This window comes from Deltaproteobacteria bacterium (assembly GCA_029860075.1).
In the GTDB taxonomy this organism is placed as follows: Bacteria; Desulfobacterota; JADFVX01; order JADFVX01; family JADFVX01; genus JAOUBX01.
In genome coordinates this window covers 74,726-92,251 of sequence record JAOUBX010000002.1, presented here as the reverse complement: position 1 = coordinate 92,251, position 17,526 = coordinate 74,726, and the positions used below count along the sequence as shown (strand labels likewise).

The 17,526-nt window shown below is 43.9% G+C and carries 11 protein-coding genes; 7 read left to right on the top strand and 4 right to left on the bottom strand.

All coding sequences use genetic code 11. From position 1 onward, the window contains the following. Window positions 1-90: 90 nt before the first annotated feature. The 3 genes from OEV42_01030 to OEV42_01020 are packed head-to-tail and all read left to right on the top strand — an operon-like array spanning window position 91 to window position 2,193. Entirely contained in the window at window positions 91-1,257 is a 1,167-nt protein-coding gene (locus tag OEV42_01030) for a ribonuclease D (GenBank protein ID MDH3972835.1), read from the top strand. Window positions 1,258-1,308: 51 nt separating this feature from the next. Beyond that, entirely contained in the window at window positions 1,309-1,761 is a 453-nt protein-coding gene (locus OEV42_01025) for a hypothetical protein (GenBank protein MDH3972834.1), read from the top strand. A 21-nt stretch (window positions 1,762-1,782) separates the two neighbouring features. Further along, complete coding sequence (locus OEV42_01020; protein MDH3972833.1) at window positions 1,783-2,193, top strand: rhodanese-like domain-containing protein; 411 nt, start codon at window positions 1,783-1,785, stop codon at window positions 2,191-2,193. A 714-nt stretch (window positions 2,194-2,907) separates the two neighbouring features. Here OEV42_01020 and OEV42_01015 read toward each other — a convergent pair. Further along, on the bottom strand, window positions 2,908-4,071 hold the full coding sequence (locus OEV42_01015; protein ID MDH3972832.1) for an SAM-dependent methyltransferase: 1,164 nt from the start codon (window positions 4,069-4,071) through the stop codon (window positions 2,908-2,910). Window positions 4,072-4,318: 247 nt separating this feature from the next. Here OEV42_01015 and OEV42_01010 point away from each other — a divergent pair, with 247 nt between their 5' ends. After that, window positions 4,319-5,191 (top strand): IS1595 family transposase, encoded by an 873-nt coding sequence (locus OEV42_01010; protein ID MDH3972831.1) that lies wholly within the window; start codon window positions 4,319-4,321, stop codon window positions 5,189-5,191. Window positions 5,192-5,292: 101 nt separating this feature from the next. Here the strand turns inward: OEV42_01010 and OEV42_01005 are convergent, their stop codons facing one another. The 3 genes from OEV42_01005 to OEV42_00995 all read right to left on the bottom strand — a co-directional run bounded on the left by OEV42_01005 (window position 5,293) and on the right by OEV42_00995 (window position 9,723). Further along, window positions 5,293-6,525: a hypothetical protein gene (locus OEV42_01005; protein ID MDH3972830.1), complete on the bottom strand. Its 1,233-nt coding sequence runs from the start codon at window positions 6,523-6,525 to the stop codon at window positions 5,293-5,295. A gap of 87 nt (window positions 6,526-6,612) precedes the next feature. Then, entirely contained in the window at window positions 6,613-7,989 is a 1,377-nt protein-coding gene (locus OEV42_01000) for a ParA family protein (protein MDH3972829.1), read from the bottom strand. A gap of 72 nt (window positions 7,990-8,061) precedes the next feature. Then, a complete protein-coding gene (locus tag OEV42_00995; GenBank protein ID MDH3972828.1) occupies window positions 8,062-9,723 on the bottom strand; it encodes a response regulator in 1,662 nt (553 codons plus the stop codon). Window positions 9,724-10,043: 320 nt separating this feature from the next. On the opposite strand from OEV42_00995, the gene OEV42_00990 reads away from it, so the two are divergent. The 3 genes from OEV42_00990 to OEV42_00980 are packed head-to-tail and all read left to right on the top strand — an operon-like array spanning window position 10,044 to window position 17,501. Beyond that, window positions 10,044-13,562: a PAS domain S-box protein gene (locus OEV42_00990; GenBank protein MDH3972827.1), complete on the top strand. Its 3,519-nt coding sequence runs from the start codon at window positions 10,044-10,046 to the stop codon at window positions 13,560-13,562. Window positions 13,563-13,579: 17 nt separating this feature from the next. Further along, complete coding sequence (locus OEV42_00985) at window positions 13,580-14,899, top strand: DUF3365 domain-containing protein (GenBank protein ID MDH3972826.1); 1,320 nt, start codon at window positions 13,580-13,582, stop codon at window positions 14,897-14,899. Window positions 14,900-14,933: 34 nt separating this feature from the next. Then, entirely contained in the window at window positions 14,934-17,501 is a 2,568-nt protein-coding gene (locus OEV42_00980) for a PAS domain S-box protein (protein MDH3972825.1), read from the top strand. Window positions 17,502-17,526 lie beyond the last annotated feature (25 nt).

Below are 17,526 nucleotides of genomic sequence, written 5' to 3'. Positions count from 1 at the left end.
GAAGTTGCTCCATTCAGGTTACCTTTTGACAAAATCTGTTAATCCCTGTACCATGCGCTCTTTTTAAGTAATTTTTGAAACAGGATGACTATGATAACAACGATTGAAGAATTGAAGGCCTTTGTTTCTCATGCCAGACAGTCAGGATGTGTGGCCATTGATACGGAATTTGTCTGGGAGAGATCTTATTACCCAAGGCTTGGTTTGATACAGGCCGGCCTTTCGGAAGGCGAATGTTTTCTTATTGATGCTCCCCGCTTTAAGGATTTAAGTATACTGGGAGAACTTCTGTCAGATGGCAGTGTCGTTAAAATCCTTCATGATGCCCAGCAAGACCTGACCATATTGAGGCGCGCTACGGGAAGCTATCCGGTTAATATTTTTGATACACGTCTTGTTGCAGGCTTTGCCGGGCTCAGTTCGAATATTTCCCTGAGAGATCTCATTAGGGATATTTTTTCAATAACACTCCATAAAACGGAGACGAGAACGGACTGGCTTAAAAGGCCGCTTTCTGAAGCCCAGTTGAAATATGCCCTTGAAGATGTTCGCTACCTTCCCGGCGCAAGAGAAAAATTACTTTCCCGTGTTAAAGCGCATGACCGGGAGAAGTGGGTTAAGGAAGAACTATTAAAGTACAATGATTCCTCTCTTTATGAAGATAAGGATCCCTTTTCCCAATACCAGCGATTAAAGGGAGCAGGGCGTTTTACAGGGCGTGATCTGGCCGTTTTGAGAGAGCTGGCTGCTTGGAGAGAAAAAGAAGCTATTATGGAGGACCGCCCCAGAGGGCATGTTCTGAAGGACGACGCTCTTGTCGCCCTTGCCAGGAGGAAAGTAAGGTCTTTTAATGATATTAAAGGAATAAAGGGCTTTAATGATAAGGAAGCAAAGCGCTATGGAAGGGTTATCATTGAAGCTGTAGAGCGTGGACTTTCCATTAACGAAAATGACTACCCTCAGCCCTTCGCAAATAATGGCGTTGATGAGTGTTTAAATGCCAGGGTCGATCTGGCCCTTGCTTATATGAAGGGTAAGTGTCTTGCCTCTAATATCGATATGGCTCTCGTTGCTTCCCGTGCCGAGGTGAGCGATTTTATTTCAAATAAAGAAACTGCCGGGAGAGAGGGTCTTCCTTTAGGGAGGGGCTGGAGGAAGGAATTTGTCGGTCATGAACTGATTGACCTTATGGCGGGAAAGAATAAAATAACCCTTAATCCGGATACGGGATTACCTGAACTTGTAAGAGAAAGTTAATAATTAATTCCATTTCATATTTAGAAGTATTCTTTATTTGAAGGCAGTAAAGTGAAAAACAGGAGACTCATTAATATTAAAGCCATTGTCGTCGGTTTTTTGTCCGACTTTGTAGCAAGTCACGTTTTCAGGATTCTTCTTTTAATCCTTGCGACCATAATCATTGCCGGAAAGGGCTATGAAGGAGACGATCTGGAGAAAATGCTTCTTTCCGTCATAAAGGAAACGCCCTTTCGTATATTTAGCTTTGCGGCAGCACTGGGATTTACCATGCTGGGTGGCTATATTGCCGGCAGGCTTGCCGGGGGAGGGGAGCTTTTTCACGCCGGGGCGGTGGGTATCATTCGTATTGTTTTAAGTCTGTTTTTTTCTCCCCTCCATTTTACATGGCATAATCTTCTTGCATTCATACTTATTCTTCCGGCCGCCATTATTGGCGGCAATATTGCAAAAGAGCGGCGTCTCAAGGGGCAGGGTGATGGTCCTGCCCTTCCCGGTGAATGAAAAATATAAAGAGGGGGACTTATGGAAGAAAAGGAAGCTGTAACATCATTTTTCAGATTATACGGCCACCTGGCTATGAGCTTTTCTCTTCTTTTTGCCGGCTGTTCCACGGCAAAGACACATATTTCTCAATCAGAACTTCTTTCCATGATGGAGTCTGACAGTGCTCCTGCCATTGTTGATGTAAGATCAAAGATGGAGTACGAATCAGGGCATATTCCCAAAGCTATTCACGTCCCTTTCTGGCTTGCCTATTACCTCAAAAAACGGATACCGACGGGACCGGAAGAGCCCATTCTTCTTTATTGTGAGCACGGCCCCAGGGCAGGTGTGGCCAAATTCGGACTCACCCTGGCCGGTTTTAAGAAGATCTTCTATCTTGAAGGGCATATGACTTCATGGAAGAAGGCGAAGCTTCCCATGGAAAAGTAGTGCTTCCTTTTTTTGACACAGATTTGCAGTGATTGATTTATGATTGTTTTGTAAAAGACCTGCCGATAAAGAAGTGTCATTTCGACCATAGGGAGAAATCTTAATCTTTTCAGATAGGCATAAGCGACAAGATTTCTCGCTTCACCCCAAGGGCACTTGTCACTTTGTTCGGGCGCGCTCGAAATGACTAGTGTCCCGTTTGGTTAGTTCTGTCTGTTGATTTGATTATAACTATTCAGTGTCCATATTTTATTAGTAACCCCCTCAATCCCCCTTAGCCCAAGGGGGAGGTTAAAAACAAGGAATTGCTCTAATTTTGACCCAAGATGAGGGATTTAAACTCCTCCCCTTGGGCTAAGGGGAGGCTGGGAGGGGTTACTCAAAATTGGCTGAATAGTTACATTTGATCATAATAAAATTTATTTTTTCAGGGAATCAGTACACTTTTTCCGAAAAATGAGGAAAAATCCCCCTAATTTAAAGGACACCAATAGCCGCACGGGACACTAGTCATTAACGGGTTGTTGTTCAAAAGGTTTGTGTACTTGGACAAGCTCAGCAGAAAGGGATTGTAAAATATTCGATAGAAATAAACGGTCACCCTGAACTTGTCCAGGGGTCACGATTATTGCGGTAGCAGTTCTTTTCAATTATTAACAGAAATAAGAACCATAAATGAATCAGTGTAAATCTGTGTCCAATCATTTTTTTAGCTTATTGTCTTTTCAAGCGGTGTGACAAATCCTTGAAGCTGAACGCTTTAAGGGCAGGTTTTTCAATCCCTTTATGTTGAATGAGTATCTTGAATGTACCACCCATGGCGTCCGGCATGAGGAGCCTTTTTATGGCCATATTTTCCTGGAATGATTCTGTGTTGAAAGGGGCTTCTTCTCCGGTGGCCTGGAACTCGTCAAAAACGCCCAGTCCCATGAGGAAGTGAAACTGCTCGCAAAAACCTGTAACTTCCAGCCCTTCTTCCCTTCCCGCTTCTGCCAGTGAGGAAAAATCGACATGGGCTGTTATGTCCTGTTTTCCCACCCTTATGTAAGGATTATCGCTTGTTGTGTGTTGGTAGTAGCAAAGAAGGGTCCCCTCCCTCCTTAAGGGGGAATAGTAATCGGGCCTCGGGTAGCCGTAATCGATAGTAAGAATAAATCCCTTTTTCAGATTTTTAGCAATGCTATTTATCCATCGGGGGCCATCGAGGTTAATTTCTGTTTTGTAGCCCTCGTTGAAGGGGCCTTCAAGGAGAGACAAATAGCGGTCCAGATCATTAGCTGACAAAGGCCCTCTTACTTCAGAGAAGTTGTCATCTTCAGCCCTTACATAGATTTCCTCCCATTTGCCGCCGTCAAAGATGACCCTGTGAATGGGGAAGGCATCTATCAGTTCATTGGAGATGACGGCGGCCGTATTCACCTTATCGAGCAGTGAGGCCATGTCCTTGTGCCAGGAGACTTTCCCTTCATGCCCTCCTCCTCTAATGCCTTCTTTCTGTACTTCTGCCAGAGCGTCACTTTTTTCAACAATGTGATAATGTAAGGTCTCGTAAAATTCTCTTTCTCTTTCCCTGGCAGCGTCAAGTATCTGGCAGCACATGCTTCCCTTTCCGGCGCCCCCTTCTATGACGTGAAATATTATATCTGCGGAAAGAAGGTCTCTCATTTCCACCAGCTGCTTCATAATGACCGTACCAAAGACCTTGTGAACATCGGGGCTGGTGTAAAAATCCCCCGCTTTACCGATCTTTTTATGAGGGGACATGTAATAGCCGTGAAGAGGGTCATAGAGGGCCATCTCCATGAATTCGCGGAAGGTGATTTTACCTTTTTCTGAAATAATACTAGTAATGATCGATGGGAGGTCTGATGATGTCATTTCTTTTTCTCTTGTCTGTTATTAACCACAAAGACACAAAAAGCACAAAGGTTTTATTAAATATGCGGGGAAAAATAATGCATTCAAAGAGGGTGTTATGAAACCATATTTATGATTCCAAAAAGCTATTCTTCTCTTACTTTGTGCACCTGGTGTCTTTGTGGTTAAGATTATTTTTCGTGATTATCCCCTTGACACACGTATAATATCTTGATATACTCTTTTTAACACTAAGGGAGGTATCAAGATGAAGTCAATGACGATCAGAGAATTCTTCAAACAATTTCCAAGCGATGATATTTGTTTAGATCACGTTATGGAAGTTAGGTACGGCAAAAAACATGTCTGCAAGAACTGTGGGAAGGAATCTAAGTTTCATAAGCTTAGTAATCGTAAAGCCTATTCCTGTCAGTCTTGTGGCTCTCATGTCTATCCCTGCTCTGGCACTTTATTTGAAAACTCTCGTACTCCCTTACAATTATGGTTTTATGCTATTTATCTCTTCTCTACTTCCCGTCATGGTGTACCAGCTAAAGAACTTGAGCGCCAATTAGGTATTACCTATAAAGCCGCTTGGAGAATGGCCCATGAAATCCGCAAGCACATGGGCTCAGTTGATGGTGATGAACCCCTCTCCGGTGAAATAGAGATTGACGAAACTTATATAGGCGGTAAAAAGCCTGGAAAACGTGGTCGCGGTGCCGATGGTAAAACCGTTCTTTTTGGTATGCTTCAAAGAAACGGTGACATTATGACCAAAGTTGTTTCAGACGTTAAAAGAGTAACTTTACAACCTATTATCAAAGACAATGTAGAAGAAGGCTCTACCGTTCATACAGATGAACTACTTACTTATAGTAACCTTAGTGAGCATGGTTATGACCATAACACCGTTAATCACGGTCAAGGCGAATATGCAAGGGGCAATGTCCACGTTAACGGCCTTGAAGGTTACTGGTCAAACTTTAAAAAGAGCGTCAAGGGTACTCACATTCACATTTCTAAAAAACACTTAAGCAAGTACTCAAGTGAATTTGAATACCGCTACAATTCAAGGTCTAATCCTTCTCAGATGTTTCCTGAGTTGATTTCGACTTACCCGAAGAAACCGAAGAAATAAGCTTTTCTAGTTTCTTCTTATCGGCTGGTTCATCGTTCTCATGCTCTTTGATGAATTCTTCCAGTCGTCCCTCTTTTTGGGCCTGTTTAAGTGTTAGTTTTTTATTCTTCATAATTATAATCACATAAGGCAAAAAGGTCGTTTCTATCCTGCTCGTATTCGTCTTTTATGTTAGCCAAATAATCTTTATATTCTTCAAAGCTCATTATATCAGGAGTACCAAACTTCATGGCCTTTCTTTTTTCTTCATCATTAAATGAAACTGTATTCATTACGCCCAAAATATTGCTATATCTATTTCTAAGGCATAGAATAGATTGTTTTAATCTGCATGTTTCTGCAACCTCAGGCTTAGTCAGCATGATTTCAAACTCATCCTCCATATCCTGAACTTTTGATTTTAAATATTCCACAGAGGCTGGCTTATAACTAGAATCCTTGATTCTCAAGTCATATTTAAGGACTAGGCTAACTATAGATCTTAAAAGTTCTTTATTTTTGGGTTCAAGCTTTTTAGGGTCACCCATATCAACCCACATATTAGCATCATCTTGACTAGGGTCGAATCTGAATTTTTTGATTATAGGTTTCCCACTATTTTGACTTGATATTTTCACCTTAAAAACAATAGGCTCTTTTTCGTTATAATGTATTCCTTCTTCTGCTTCAATTTGCCTATCTCCTAACGGATGTAACAATACTAATTTAGGCCAACTTGTTTGCCCTTGACAAAAATAATCAAAAACTTCCATATAAATATCATCACCTGGGTTTATATCAAACTCCTGCAATCTCAATTTGTCATCCTTAAGCCTCAATGGAAGAGGAAGACTTTTTATCCACTCTTGAGAAGGTGTGACATCGATTAATCGCACCTGAACCTTATCAATGCCTTGCGCTTCATCTAGGTTTTGAATCTTGAACCTTCCAGTATATTGTCCATGTCTTCCATCTACACCATACATTATTTCATGCCTAACTTTTTTTAAAGGAGCATATCCTAAATAAGGTTCTTTTCCTTGTTCAAATAATATTTCAATTTTAGGTAATGATTGATCTTTAAAAACTTCTGTTTTATCTTGAGATTTTTTATATATAATAATGAAAATTATTATAGAGATAGCTATAAAAACGATACCAAAGTTAGTAATATATTGGTCTATATTTGGGTTTTTAGCCCACTCAGGCGTTATTCCCAACAAAGCATCTAGCCATGTCTCTATGTTTGATCTTGCCTGATCATAGGAAACCTGTATCATGACAATAGTTCCTGCTGTAATAATACAGGCAGAACCCCATAATAAAAGACATAATCTAAATATTGAGATTTGCATCCATCTACTATACCACTTAGGGCGAATATGTCAAAGTACTTAGTACGTGCTTGAAGGGGATAATCGCGTTATTTTTTGTTTAGCGCCTCATTTTGCAGATGATAGCCGGCTGTTGCTGTCTAAAAGGATTTTGAGCTTTGTATCCTGGAATTTATGGTAGTTTTCTTCTAGAAATATGGCGTCCGGTATGGGGCTTCCTCCCAGTTTGATGAGTGACGGGGAAGGGCCGACGGGTGTTTTCTCCATAATGGTTTCGAGAATGGGAGTTATGCCGGCTGCGCATTCCAAAGAGACGCTGACACGATCCAGCGGTTCGCCGCTTTCGTCGTAAAGGCTGATGGAAAAACGTTTTTCTGTCTCTCCGTTAGCGCCATTATTGATAGTGACGGAGAGGGTCATGTCTTTATGGAAGAGGCCGTCAATTTTCCGTGATATTCTATGCAGGCTGTCTGATTTTTTTGTAAGGGGACCCAGAAAGTGCTGTAAAAAACAGTTTGTATCGATAAACCCTTTCGTCAGCGTTCCCGATTCGAAATAGAGCATGTCCGGCTTCATGTAGAGTGTTCGCGATGAAATCTCTTCAGCGCATATGGGGCAGTAGGGAAGCACCTTTTCCATCATCTGGCGGTACGTCTTGTTTGATGTTGTGGCCTTGTCGAAGTACTTTTTCCTGTACATGAGAAGCGATTTGGGCTCATTCTTGTCATGAAGGGCGTCCATTATTTCCTTTGCAACGTCAATAAAGCCTTTATGGGCCTGCGTATTTCGGGCATGATTGATAATGGGATAAACTTCGAAGGTAATGTTGGTCGTTAACGATTCCACTTTAGGGCTTTTGGCGATAGAGGCTTTCATCAGATGATGACCTCTCTCTCTGGAAACGGACCGCAGGAACTGGTCCATGGTGATACTGTCATTCTTGAATTTTACCATGCCGTCCACAATGGAGGGAAGGAGGCGCACATCGGGCATGTGTTCGCCCATTTCCTCGAAAAAGTCGCTCATTCCTTTCAGGTTGTTTAATGATGGCAGGTCTTTTACAGGAACAATGACCATGTCCGAGGCGAGGAGGGCCGATTTTGTAAAATAGTCGAGCACGGGCCTTGTATCGACAATGACGATACCTCCCAGCGATGATTCGGAAAATTTGGAGATGAGTTCGTCATAGGTGTCGCCCCTGTAATCAATGTTTCTTGAACTGGGGATAAAGTTCACCCCGTACTGGCCCAGTTCTACCAGGTCCTTTACATTAGCCTTGTTAAAAATGTCTCTTATGGAGTGAGCCTTCCTCTTTTTTTCCAGAGAAAACAGCTTGTCGATAGTAAAGTGGTTGTCGAAAGAGAATACCGTCACGGGCAGGTCTTCCCACATGGCTTTAAGGTAAATGGCGAGGTTCGTCGCTATTGTTGTCTTGCCTACGCCCCCTTTTTCACAGGCTATGGTTATGATTTTTGGAAATTTCATGGTTTGTGATTAATAATAACGCTGCAATGTTCTATATGTCAATAAAGGGGAGCAGGATTATTCCTGTTTACGTCAATCTGACGGTATCTTTGAAAGGACATTTTTCAGGTGACTGATTTCCAGTGACAGCGAAGCCAGGTTAAGAAGAATCATGACGGCGTCCACATTCCTGCAGGGAAGAGTGCCGGGGAGTGTGTCACCATAAAGGAGACCGACGACCTTGCCTTCGACAATCATTGGAAGAATGATGATTTTTTCCGGAATTTCATTGCCCATTTTTTTAATAAAAGGCAGCAGGGAGGGATCGACTCGTCCTTCATAGGGTTTTTTATCTTTAGTAACTTTTTCTACAATGTCAATTTCACCTGAAGGGATTGAAATAGCGGTTAAACGTTTATCAAATTCTCCGGCGCCGGGCGCCGGGGCCTTGCTTATGCCTTTGTAGGCGATATATTCACCCTTTTTTGCAAGCAGTATAATGGCCCTGTCCAGTTCTTTCGAGGCATAGTTGAGGATGCTCTTTGATACGGTATTGACATTTTGCTCTTTAATGAGGATATCGCTTGTTTCTTTCAGAAACCCCAGGTCCCCTACCTTGTTTTCCATTGTCTTTTCCACTTCACTCAGTTCAAGTTTTGTAGAAAAGAGTTCTTCTACCAGGTCATTTCTTATAATGTCGAGATGATCTTTCTCAAAGTAGACCTCCCTCCGTCTGATGATATTCTCGATGGAGAGGGACAACTCTTCCATGTAGTTATTAAAAAGGCCGTCAAGTTCATGGGGCGCCGCCTTGCCCCTGTCGGGCTTTGAAATGTAATAATAGACGCCCCAGAAGAGGGCTTTTTGCTTTGTTCCCTGATCGGGATAGGCTGTTGTCATAATAACGGGAATGTGGGAGTAGTCTTCCTGTATTCTTTCAAGGAGTTCCATACCGCCGAACATGCCTTTACCGCTCATGGTGGGCATGACGAGGTCCGTAATGACGATGGGAGAGATGCCGCTTTCTTCATAGGCGGCCAATTTTTCCAGGGCTTCTTTCGGTGTCGGCACAGACTCGATTACAAAACCGAATTGGGAGAGTTTGTCCGTAATAATCTGCCGCATGAGCATTTCGTCTTCTACAAGAAGAATGATCTGTTTTGGCTTAAAGGAGCGGAGTTTATCGCTTATATTTTCGATTCTGCGCGTAATTTCTCCCTTGATTGACTCCTTTTCCTTTTTTTTGTCACTTTTTTCGGGATCTGCGCCGGTCTGTGATTCCTTAAGAAATCTTTCTACTTCATCATCGGCCAGGATGTTGGGATCGAGGAGTATATCGGCAGGTGCGGATTTATCAATGTCCGTATCGAACCTGAAAAAACCGTCTTCCCAGAAACTCATGCCGTAAATGGTTTCCTTTATTTGATTCAATATAAGATTTTCAAGATCGATATGGTCGATAAAGCCCATGTTAACAAGGACGTCTCCAAGGTGTGCTCCCTTATCTTTCTCCTTCTGGAACTTAAGCGCCTGGTGGATCTGGACTTCAGAGACCAGTCCCTTTTCAACGACTTTACGGCCAATTTTTCCGGCGCTTTTTGAAGAGTGGGCCATCGCTGCCTTACCCTCGATGAGGGTAACTGAGCCCATGCCGTAGTAGCTTTTGATGTTGAGAACGCCTGTTGCTTTTTTCCGGCGCAATTCCTTAAGAAGATTGACCAGTTTTTTAACTTTCAGACTGCCGCTTATTGACATAATAAGATGCTCTTCTCTATTGAAAATATGCTTTACATTAATTTATACGATAGATCATAAAGAAGATCAACTTCAAGGGAAAAATAGACATATGCGGTCTTCTTAAAGTTCCGGCTGGACAAGCCCGCTATTATGGTTTAGATTTTAATAATGGGGATGTAAAAAGTAAAGGCGCCTCTGAAAATTTATAATCGGCATCTAAAGGTTCAAAATAGCCACATGGTGCGTTAAAAAATTTTGTCGCAGGAGACAATCTTTGTCTTGAACCTGACTTTTTTGATTCCTTTATTGCTTGCCATTAATCTTCAGGTCACTGATAAATGAAGGACCGGAACAAGACAAAGAATGAGTTGATTCATGAAGTGCAGGCTTTGCGGAAGCGGCTGGAAAGGCTTGAAAAAACATCCCCTCCCGGAAAGGCAGCCCGGGATAAAGAGGCGATTGCTTCCGAACTGCGGCGGCGTAATGAAGAGATATCCCTGCTGCTTCAATGCACGGACCTCTTCATGGAACAGAAAAGCTTTGAAGATACGGCAAAGGCCGTTTTTTCCTTATGTAAAAAACTGACCGGCGCAAATGGCGGTTATGTTGCTCTCCTTTCTGAAAATGGCGAGGAAAATGATGTTCTCTTCCTCGATTCAGGCGGTCTTCCCTGTACCGTCGATCCTTCCCTTCCCATGCCTGTGCGGGGCCTCAGGGCTGAATCCTATCACCGGAATAAAGTTGTTTACGATAATAATTTTCCCCAAAGTGAGTGGATGAAATTTATGCCTCATGGCCATGTGGCCATTAGCAATGTCCTTTTTGCTCCCCTCAGGGTGGGAGGAAAAGCGAAAGGACTTATGGGGCTTGCAAACAAGCCCGGTGGATTCAATGATAATGATGTTCGCATTCTTTCCATGGTCGGGGACCACCTGGCTATCGCCTTAAGCAACAGCTGGAATGTTGAGAATCTCGAAAGAAGTGGAAAACATTTCCGGTCCGTTGCAGAGACGGCAAATGAGGCGATTATTTCCATTAATTCAGAAGGCGAAATTATCTTCTGGAACAAGGGCGCTGAACTTGTTTTCGGTTATTCCGCCAAAGCGGCTGTTGGAGAACCTGCCACCCTCATTATTCCCCACAGGTACAGGAAGGCCCACCGGGAAGGATTGCGTCGCGTTCTTTCAAAAAAAGGCCCGTCAAAGGTCATCGGGAAATCTGTCGAGTTGGCAGGACTTAAGAAGGACGGCAGTGAAATTCCTGTTGAACTCTCATTAGCCCGGTGGGAAGTGAAGGGAGCGTTCTTTTTTACATCCATCATTCGTGATATTAGCGAGCGAAAGGCCATTGAAGAGAAGTTTAAGGCGACGGCTGTCAAGATGCAGCAGTATCTCAATGTGGCAGGCGTTATCCTCGTTGTTATCGATCCTGACCAGAAGGTAAGGCTCATTAACAAAAAGGGGAGCCGTCTTCTGGGATACAGTGAAAAGAGTATTATAGGCAAAAACTGGTTTGATAATTTTGTTCCTCAAGATGTGAGGGATGAAGTGAAAAAAGGTTTTGCAGAGATCATGGCGGGCAAGATCAAAGCTCTCGAGTATTATGAAAATCCTGTCGTTAACAGGAAAGGTGAAAAGCGTCTTATTTCCTGGCACAATACGCTTCTTAGAGATGAGGAAGGAAATATTACGGGCAGCCTCAGTTCCGGCGAGGATATAACGGAACGCAGAGAGGCTGAAGAGGAGCTTGAAAAGTATCGTCACCATCTTGAAGCCCTGGTCAGGGCGCGTACCGAAGAGATTGAGGCAAGTGAGAAACGTTACCGGGAACTGCTGGGATCGGTCACTGATTACATTTATTCCGTCAAAATTAAAGGGGGAAAACCTGTTTCATCGAGCCATGGGCCGGGTTGTATTACCGTTACCGGCTATAGCCCCAAAGAGTACGAAAAAGATCCAATGCTTTGGTATCAAATGATCCATAATGATGATAAGGAATCAGTGAAAAAGCAGGTCTCCCGATTACTTTCAGGTAAAGCAGCCGGGCCCTTCGAACATCGAATTATTCATAAATCGGGGGCTGTCAGATGGATCATGAATACACCCGTTTTACATTTCGATGAAAAAAAGGGACGCCTCGTCTCCTATGAGGGGCTTGTCCATGATATTACGGAGCGAAAGCAGGCGGAGAAGGCGCTCAGGGAAAGTGAACAGAAATTTCGCCAACTGGCTGAAAATATTAAAGAGGTTTTCTGGCTGACGTCTGTGGAAGATGTGGAACGTGTTGAATATGTAAGCCCCGAGTTTGAAAGAATCTGGGGGCACAGGCAGGAAGACATTTACAAAAATCCGAAGCTTTGGATGGAATGTATCCACAAGGATGATGTTGAAAGGATCGGCAAGATTTTTAATCAGTTTATTCACAAAAAGGGCGCTTATGATGTGGAATACCGAATAGTCAGAAAGGACGGTTCTCTGCGGTGGATAGCCGATAAGGGATTTCACATCACAGGCAAGGAGGGAAAGGTGGTTCGTGTTGCCGGTCTGGCCCAGGATGTGACGGTCCGTAAAAGGGTGGAAAAAGAACTGCTGAAAAGCAACAAAATGCTCGATGCCATTAATCGCGCCCAGGGAGGCGTTATTTCAGAAGCCGATTCTTATGATATTTTTAATGAACTCCTGAGGGACTTCCTTCCGCTTACAGATAGCGAGTTCGGATTTATTGCCGAACTTCTTTATAGCCATGAGGGAGCGCCCCGGCTCAAGCTGAGAGCCCTTACCAATATAGCATGGAATAATGAAACGAAGGCCTTGTATAAAAGGTTCAGATCAGAGGGGATGGAGTTTAGAAATATGGATACCCTCTTTGGCGCCGTCATTAAAACGGGTAAGGTCGTTATTTCCAATGATCCGAAAAATGATCCCAGAAGCGGCGGCCTGCCAAAGGGACATCCGCCGCTTAATTCTTTTGTCGGCATACCTTTCCCCCTGAAAGGCAAGATGACGGGCATTGTATGCGCTGCAAACAGGTCCGGCGGTTACGATGAGCGCATGATTGAATACCTCAAACCTTTTCTGGCTACCTGTACAAGCATGGTTGATGCCTACAGAAATGTGCTTAAGCGCGAGGAGGTTGAAGAAGCTATCAGGCATAATGCCCAGGCGCTGGAAGAGTCGAACCGCCTGAAAGATCTTTTTATTGATATCATACGGCATGATCTTATGAACCCTGCCAGCCTGGTGATGAACTTTGCCGAGATATTGATGGAGGAAGAGACTGATGCCGGGAAAATAGACATAATAGAAGAAATCCGCCTCAATGCCGACAAACTTATCCACCTCATAAAGAATGCCGCTAAATATTCAAGGTTGGAAACCCTGGACAAGGTCGATCTTTCCCGTCTGGATCTTGATATAATGTTAAAGGAAAGCATGAGAGAACTTGAGAGGGCGTTGGAGAAAAAGAAAATGACCGTTGTCTATCGCAGGAGGAAGGAATCCTTTGTCTTCCTTAACAAGATGATGGGTGATGTTTTTACCAACCTGCTGGCAAATGCCATCAAGTATGGCCCCTTGAAAAGCAAGATTGAAATAAAGTTGAGGAGCAAAAAAGATGCGTGGATTGTTTCTTTTAAGGACCGGGGACCGGGCATAGCCGATAAGGACAAGGAGAGAATTTTTGAACGCTTTGTGCGGGCAGCCAGGGAAGGGGACAAGGGTTATGGCCTCGGTCTGGCCATAGCCAGGCGTATCGTCGATCTCCACAGGGGAAGAATTTGGGTTGATGACAATCCGGAAGGCGGGAGTATCTTCTCTGTGAGTTTGCCTAAAGGAGAAGAGAGTCAGAGAAGCTTTTAATTGCCGGAAAAATAGTGATGACTGAAGAAAAGAAACAGCTTATGGCTGTTACAGACCAGGCCTTGAAGACGGAACTTCCCGAGAAGCGACTTGCGCGTTACGCCTGGTTTCTCGGCATATGCTGGACTCTTTTCATTTTTGGCTTTCTTGCGCTCGATATTCTTGACCACAGGCATGATACGGAAAGCCTTGCAGTCAGGGAGGCGAGAGCCAACTTTGATAAGGACCAGGCATTTCGTTACTGGGCTGCTTCCCATGGCGGCGTCTATGTGCCTGTTACTGAAAAAACACGGCCCAACCCCTACCTTAAAGATCTTCCCGAGCGAGACATTAGAACGCCTTCAGGCAAGTTGCTCACCCTTATGAATCCTGCCTACATGGTCAGAGAGATGAATGAAAGGTTCAGAGACCTCTATGGCATAAGGGGGCATATTACGAGCCTTAATCTCCATCGTGCTGAAAATGCGCCTGACGAATGGGAGCGCAAGGCCCTTAAGGCCTTTGAAAGGGAGGAAAAAGAAGTTCTTGAATTTTCGGAAATTGACGGCAAGCCCTATATCAGACTTATGCAGCCCATGATAACGGTGGAAGGCTGCCTCAAGTGCCATGCCTACCAGGGCTATAAGGTGGGTGATGTGCGGGGCGGCGTCAGTGTGTCCGTGCCCCTTTCGGACCTTTACGCTCATGAATGGGAGGAAACGCTCAGTGATTTAATAACCCATGGCGCTATCTGGATAGTAGGGCTTATTGCCATCGTGACAGGACAGAGAAGGTTTAAAGGGCAGCTGAGAGAAAGGGAGCGTGCCAATAAGGCGCTTATCAAATGGGGAGAGATTTTCAAATATGCCGAGTGGGGAATTGCTATCGGGAGTGGTGACAGCAATCAGGTTGAGATGATGAACCGGGCCTTTGCCGAAATGCATGGCTGGACTATGGAGGAAATGAGGGGCCGTTCACTTTTGGATATTTATGCTCCCCCGTGCCATAAAGATCTGCCGGGATATATTCAGAAGGTCCATGATTTCGGTCATTATACTTTCGAGTCGATTCATATACGAAAGGACGGTTCCACTTTTCCTGTCCTCATGGATGTGACGGCCATTAAAGATGACGATGGAGAGGTTCTCTACCGGATTGCCAATGTTCAGGATATTAGCGCCATGAAGGAATCGGAAAAAAAAATGAAGGAACAGCTCGATGAGCTTCGCCGATGGAGCGGCTTGAACCTGGATCGTGAGGAGCGTATCATGGAGTTAAAGGAGGAGGTTAATCGCTTGCTGGAAGAGTTAGGGAAAGATATCCGTTACATGAGAATTAAAGAGGAAGAGAATCAATGAATTCTTTGCAAGTAAAGGTAATGGAGTGAAGGGTATGAATAGCACTTTTGTTCCTGAGAGCTTTGGAAGTCAATGGCAGAAGATTGTAGATCTGCTTGCAGAGCTATTTAATGTACCTGCTGCACTTATTATGAAATGTGATGAAAATAACGTCATGGTTTATTTCACGAGCCGTTCAGAGGGTAATCCATACAAAAAAGGTGAAGTTGCCCCACTTGATAGGGGACTTTATTGTGAAAGCGTCATGAATGAAAATAAAGCGCTCCTTGTTCCCGATGCGCTTCATGATGAAACCTGGAAGTTCAATCCCGATATCAAAGTTGGTATGATCTCATATCTCGGTTTCCCCCTTCACTATCCTGATGGCAGCATGTTCGGTACTATCTGTGTCCTCGATAATAAGCGTAATGAGTATAGCGACCTCTATAAAAAACTGCTGGAAGAGTTTAGAGACGTTATCGAGGCGGATCTTAAGTACCAGGCTGATCTTGAAAAAAGCCTGGAAAGAGAAAGTGCCCTTGAAAAAATGCAAAAGACTTCCAAAGAGAATGAAAAACTTTTGCATGAATCGGACAGGTCGAGACGGGCGCTGCTCAGTATGATGGAAGATATGAAAATAACGGAAGTGGCCCTTAAAAAGAGTGAAGAAAAATTCAGGCGCCTCGTTGAAAATTTAAGAGAAGAGTATTTCTTTTATTCCCATAACGTGGAAGGCATTTTTACCTATTTGAGCCCTTCCGTTAAGACTGTTCTCGGTTATTCGCAGGAAGAGTTTTTCACTCATTATACGGAGTACTATACGGACAATCCTATTAACGATGATGCGAAACGTTATACGGAACTGTGCATAAAGGGCGAGCAGCAGCCTCCCTACGAACTGGAGATTTATCATAAAAATGGAACGGTCCATGTGCTGGAAGTTGCAGAAGTTCCCATCTTTGATGAGGGTGGAGCAGTTATTGCCGTTGAAGGGATAGCCCATGATATTACTAACAGGAAAAAGACGGAAAACGCCCTCTCCTTTGTTGCCCAGCGGGGATGGAGAACAAATGGCGAGAATTTCTTTGAAGCCCTTTCCAGATACCTGGCTCATGCACTTGGTGTTGATTACGCTTTTATTGCAAGGCTCATCGATGATGAGCATGCTGCTACGGTGGCGCTCTTTGCCAGGGGTGAAATTGTTGAAAATTTCGAATATGCTCTTGAAGGAACGCCCTGTAAAGAAGTTGTAGGGAGAAAGACCTGCATTTATCCTGAAAATATTCAGGAACTCTTTCCCGAAGATGAAATGCTCGTGACTATGGGTATTGAAAGTTATGTTGGTGTTCCTTTATGGGGAACAAAGGGGCAGTCCATAGGCCACGTTGCCGTCATGGATGGCAGACCTCTGCATAATATAAAGAGTGCTGAAACACTCTTGCATGTTGTTGCCGCAAGGGCGTCGGGAGAACTGGAACGGAAAGAAGCGGAAGATACGCTGAAAGAAAGTGAAAAAAAGCTGCGAGAAGCCCAGCATATTGCACACATAGGCCATTGGGTATTAAACCTGCTTAATAATGACTTGATCTGGTCTGATGAAGTTTTCAGAATTTTCGGGATAGAGAAAGAGGCCGGTGCTTTAACTTATGATGAATTTCTCGATTTTATTTATCCTGAGGACAGGGAGAGGGTAGACAAGGAGTACAGGGCTTCTCTCGAAAATAAAAGTGACTACGATATCATTCACCGTATCCTGCTGAAAGATGGAACCGTCAAATATGTCCGTGAGCAGTGCAAGACGGAATATGACAAGGAAGGTAAGGGGCTTCGTTCTCTGGGGACGGTACAGGATATAACGGAACTGAAAGAAACTGAAATAAGTCTCCAGAAGGCGAAAGAGGAGGCAGAGGCGGCCAGTAAAGCCAAATCGGACTTCCTTTCACGCATGAGCCATGAACTGAGAACGCCCTTAAATTCCATTCTCGGTTTTGCCCAGGTGATGCAGGGAGAAAAAGAAGGCCTGGAAGAAAGGCATGAATCCTGTGTCGATGAAATAATATATGCCGGCTGGCACCTTACAGATCTCGTCAATGATGTGCTCGATATTTCTAAGGTAGAGTCGGGTCAACTGACCATCTATGCACGGCCTGTCAATATTTGCCCCACCCTGGAGGAATGCATCGCCCTTATCGGTCCTCTTGTCCATGAGAAAGGAGTCAACCTTTCTTTCGAAATTTCAGCCTGCTTTAATGAAATACTCTATGCCGATCAGGTAAGGTTAAAAGAGATATTCTTAAACCTCTTATCCAATGCCGTCAAATATAATAGGGCGTCGGGCAGCATCTCCGTTTTCTGTGAGAAAAGAGACAATGGCTGTTTGCGAATATCATTCAGTGATACCGGTATAGGGCTGTCTGAAGAGAATCAAAGATTGGTTTTCACTCCCTTTGCACAGCTTAAGGGGGTTGATCCTGCCATACAGGGTGCGGGGATCGGGGTTTCCATTGCAAACCACCTTGTAGAATTGATGGGTGGTTCAATGGGTGTTACCAGTACTTTGGGAAAGGGGAGTACCTTCTGGGTAGAATTGAAAACCCTTCAAGATGACTCCTCCCGATCTTAAGTATGATAAAATGTAAACAAAATTA

Coding starts and splice junctions, on each gene's coding strand:
- OEV42_01030 (MDH3972835.1), top strand. CDS start 91: ATGATAACAACGATTGAAGAATTGAAGGCCTTTGTTTCTCATGCCAGA.
- OEV42_01020 (MDH3972833.1), top strand. CDS start 1,783: ATGGAAGAAAAGGAAGCTGTAACATCATTTTTCAGATTATACGGCCAC.
- OEV42_01015 (MDH3972832.1), bottom strand. CDS start 4,071: ATGACATCATCAGACCTCCCATCGATCATTACTAGTATTATTTCAGAA.
- OEV42_01010 (MDH3972831.1), top strand. CDS start 4,319: ATGAAGTCAATGACGATCAGAGAATTCTTCAAACAATTTCCAAGCGAT.
- OEV42_01005 (MDH3972830.1), bottom strand. CDS start 6,525: ATGCAAATCTCAATATTTAGATTATGTCTTTTATTATGGGGTTCTGCC.
- OEV42_01000 (MDH3972829.1), bottom strand. CDS start 7,989: ATGAAATTTCCAAAAATCATAACCATAGCCTGTGAAAAAGGGGGCGTA.
- OEV42_00995 (MDH3972828.1), bottom strand. CDS start 9,723: ATGTCAATAAGCGGCAGTCTGAAAGTTAAAAAACTGGTCAATCTTCTT.
- OEV42_00990 (MDH3972827.1), top strand. CDS start 10,044: ATGAAGGACCGGAACAAGACAAAGAATGAGTTGATTCATGAAGTGCAG.
- OEV42_00985 (MDH3972826.1), top strand. CDS start 13,580: ATGACTGAAGAAAAGAAACAGCTTATGGCTGTTACAGACCAGGCCTTG.
- OEV42_00980 (MDH3972825.1), top strand. CDS start 14,934: ATGAATAGCACTTTTGTTCCTGAGAGCTTTGGAAGTCAATGGCAGAAG.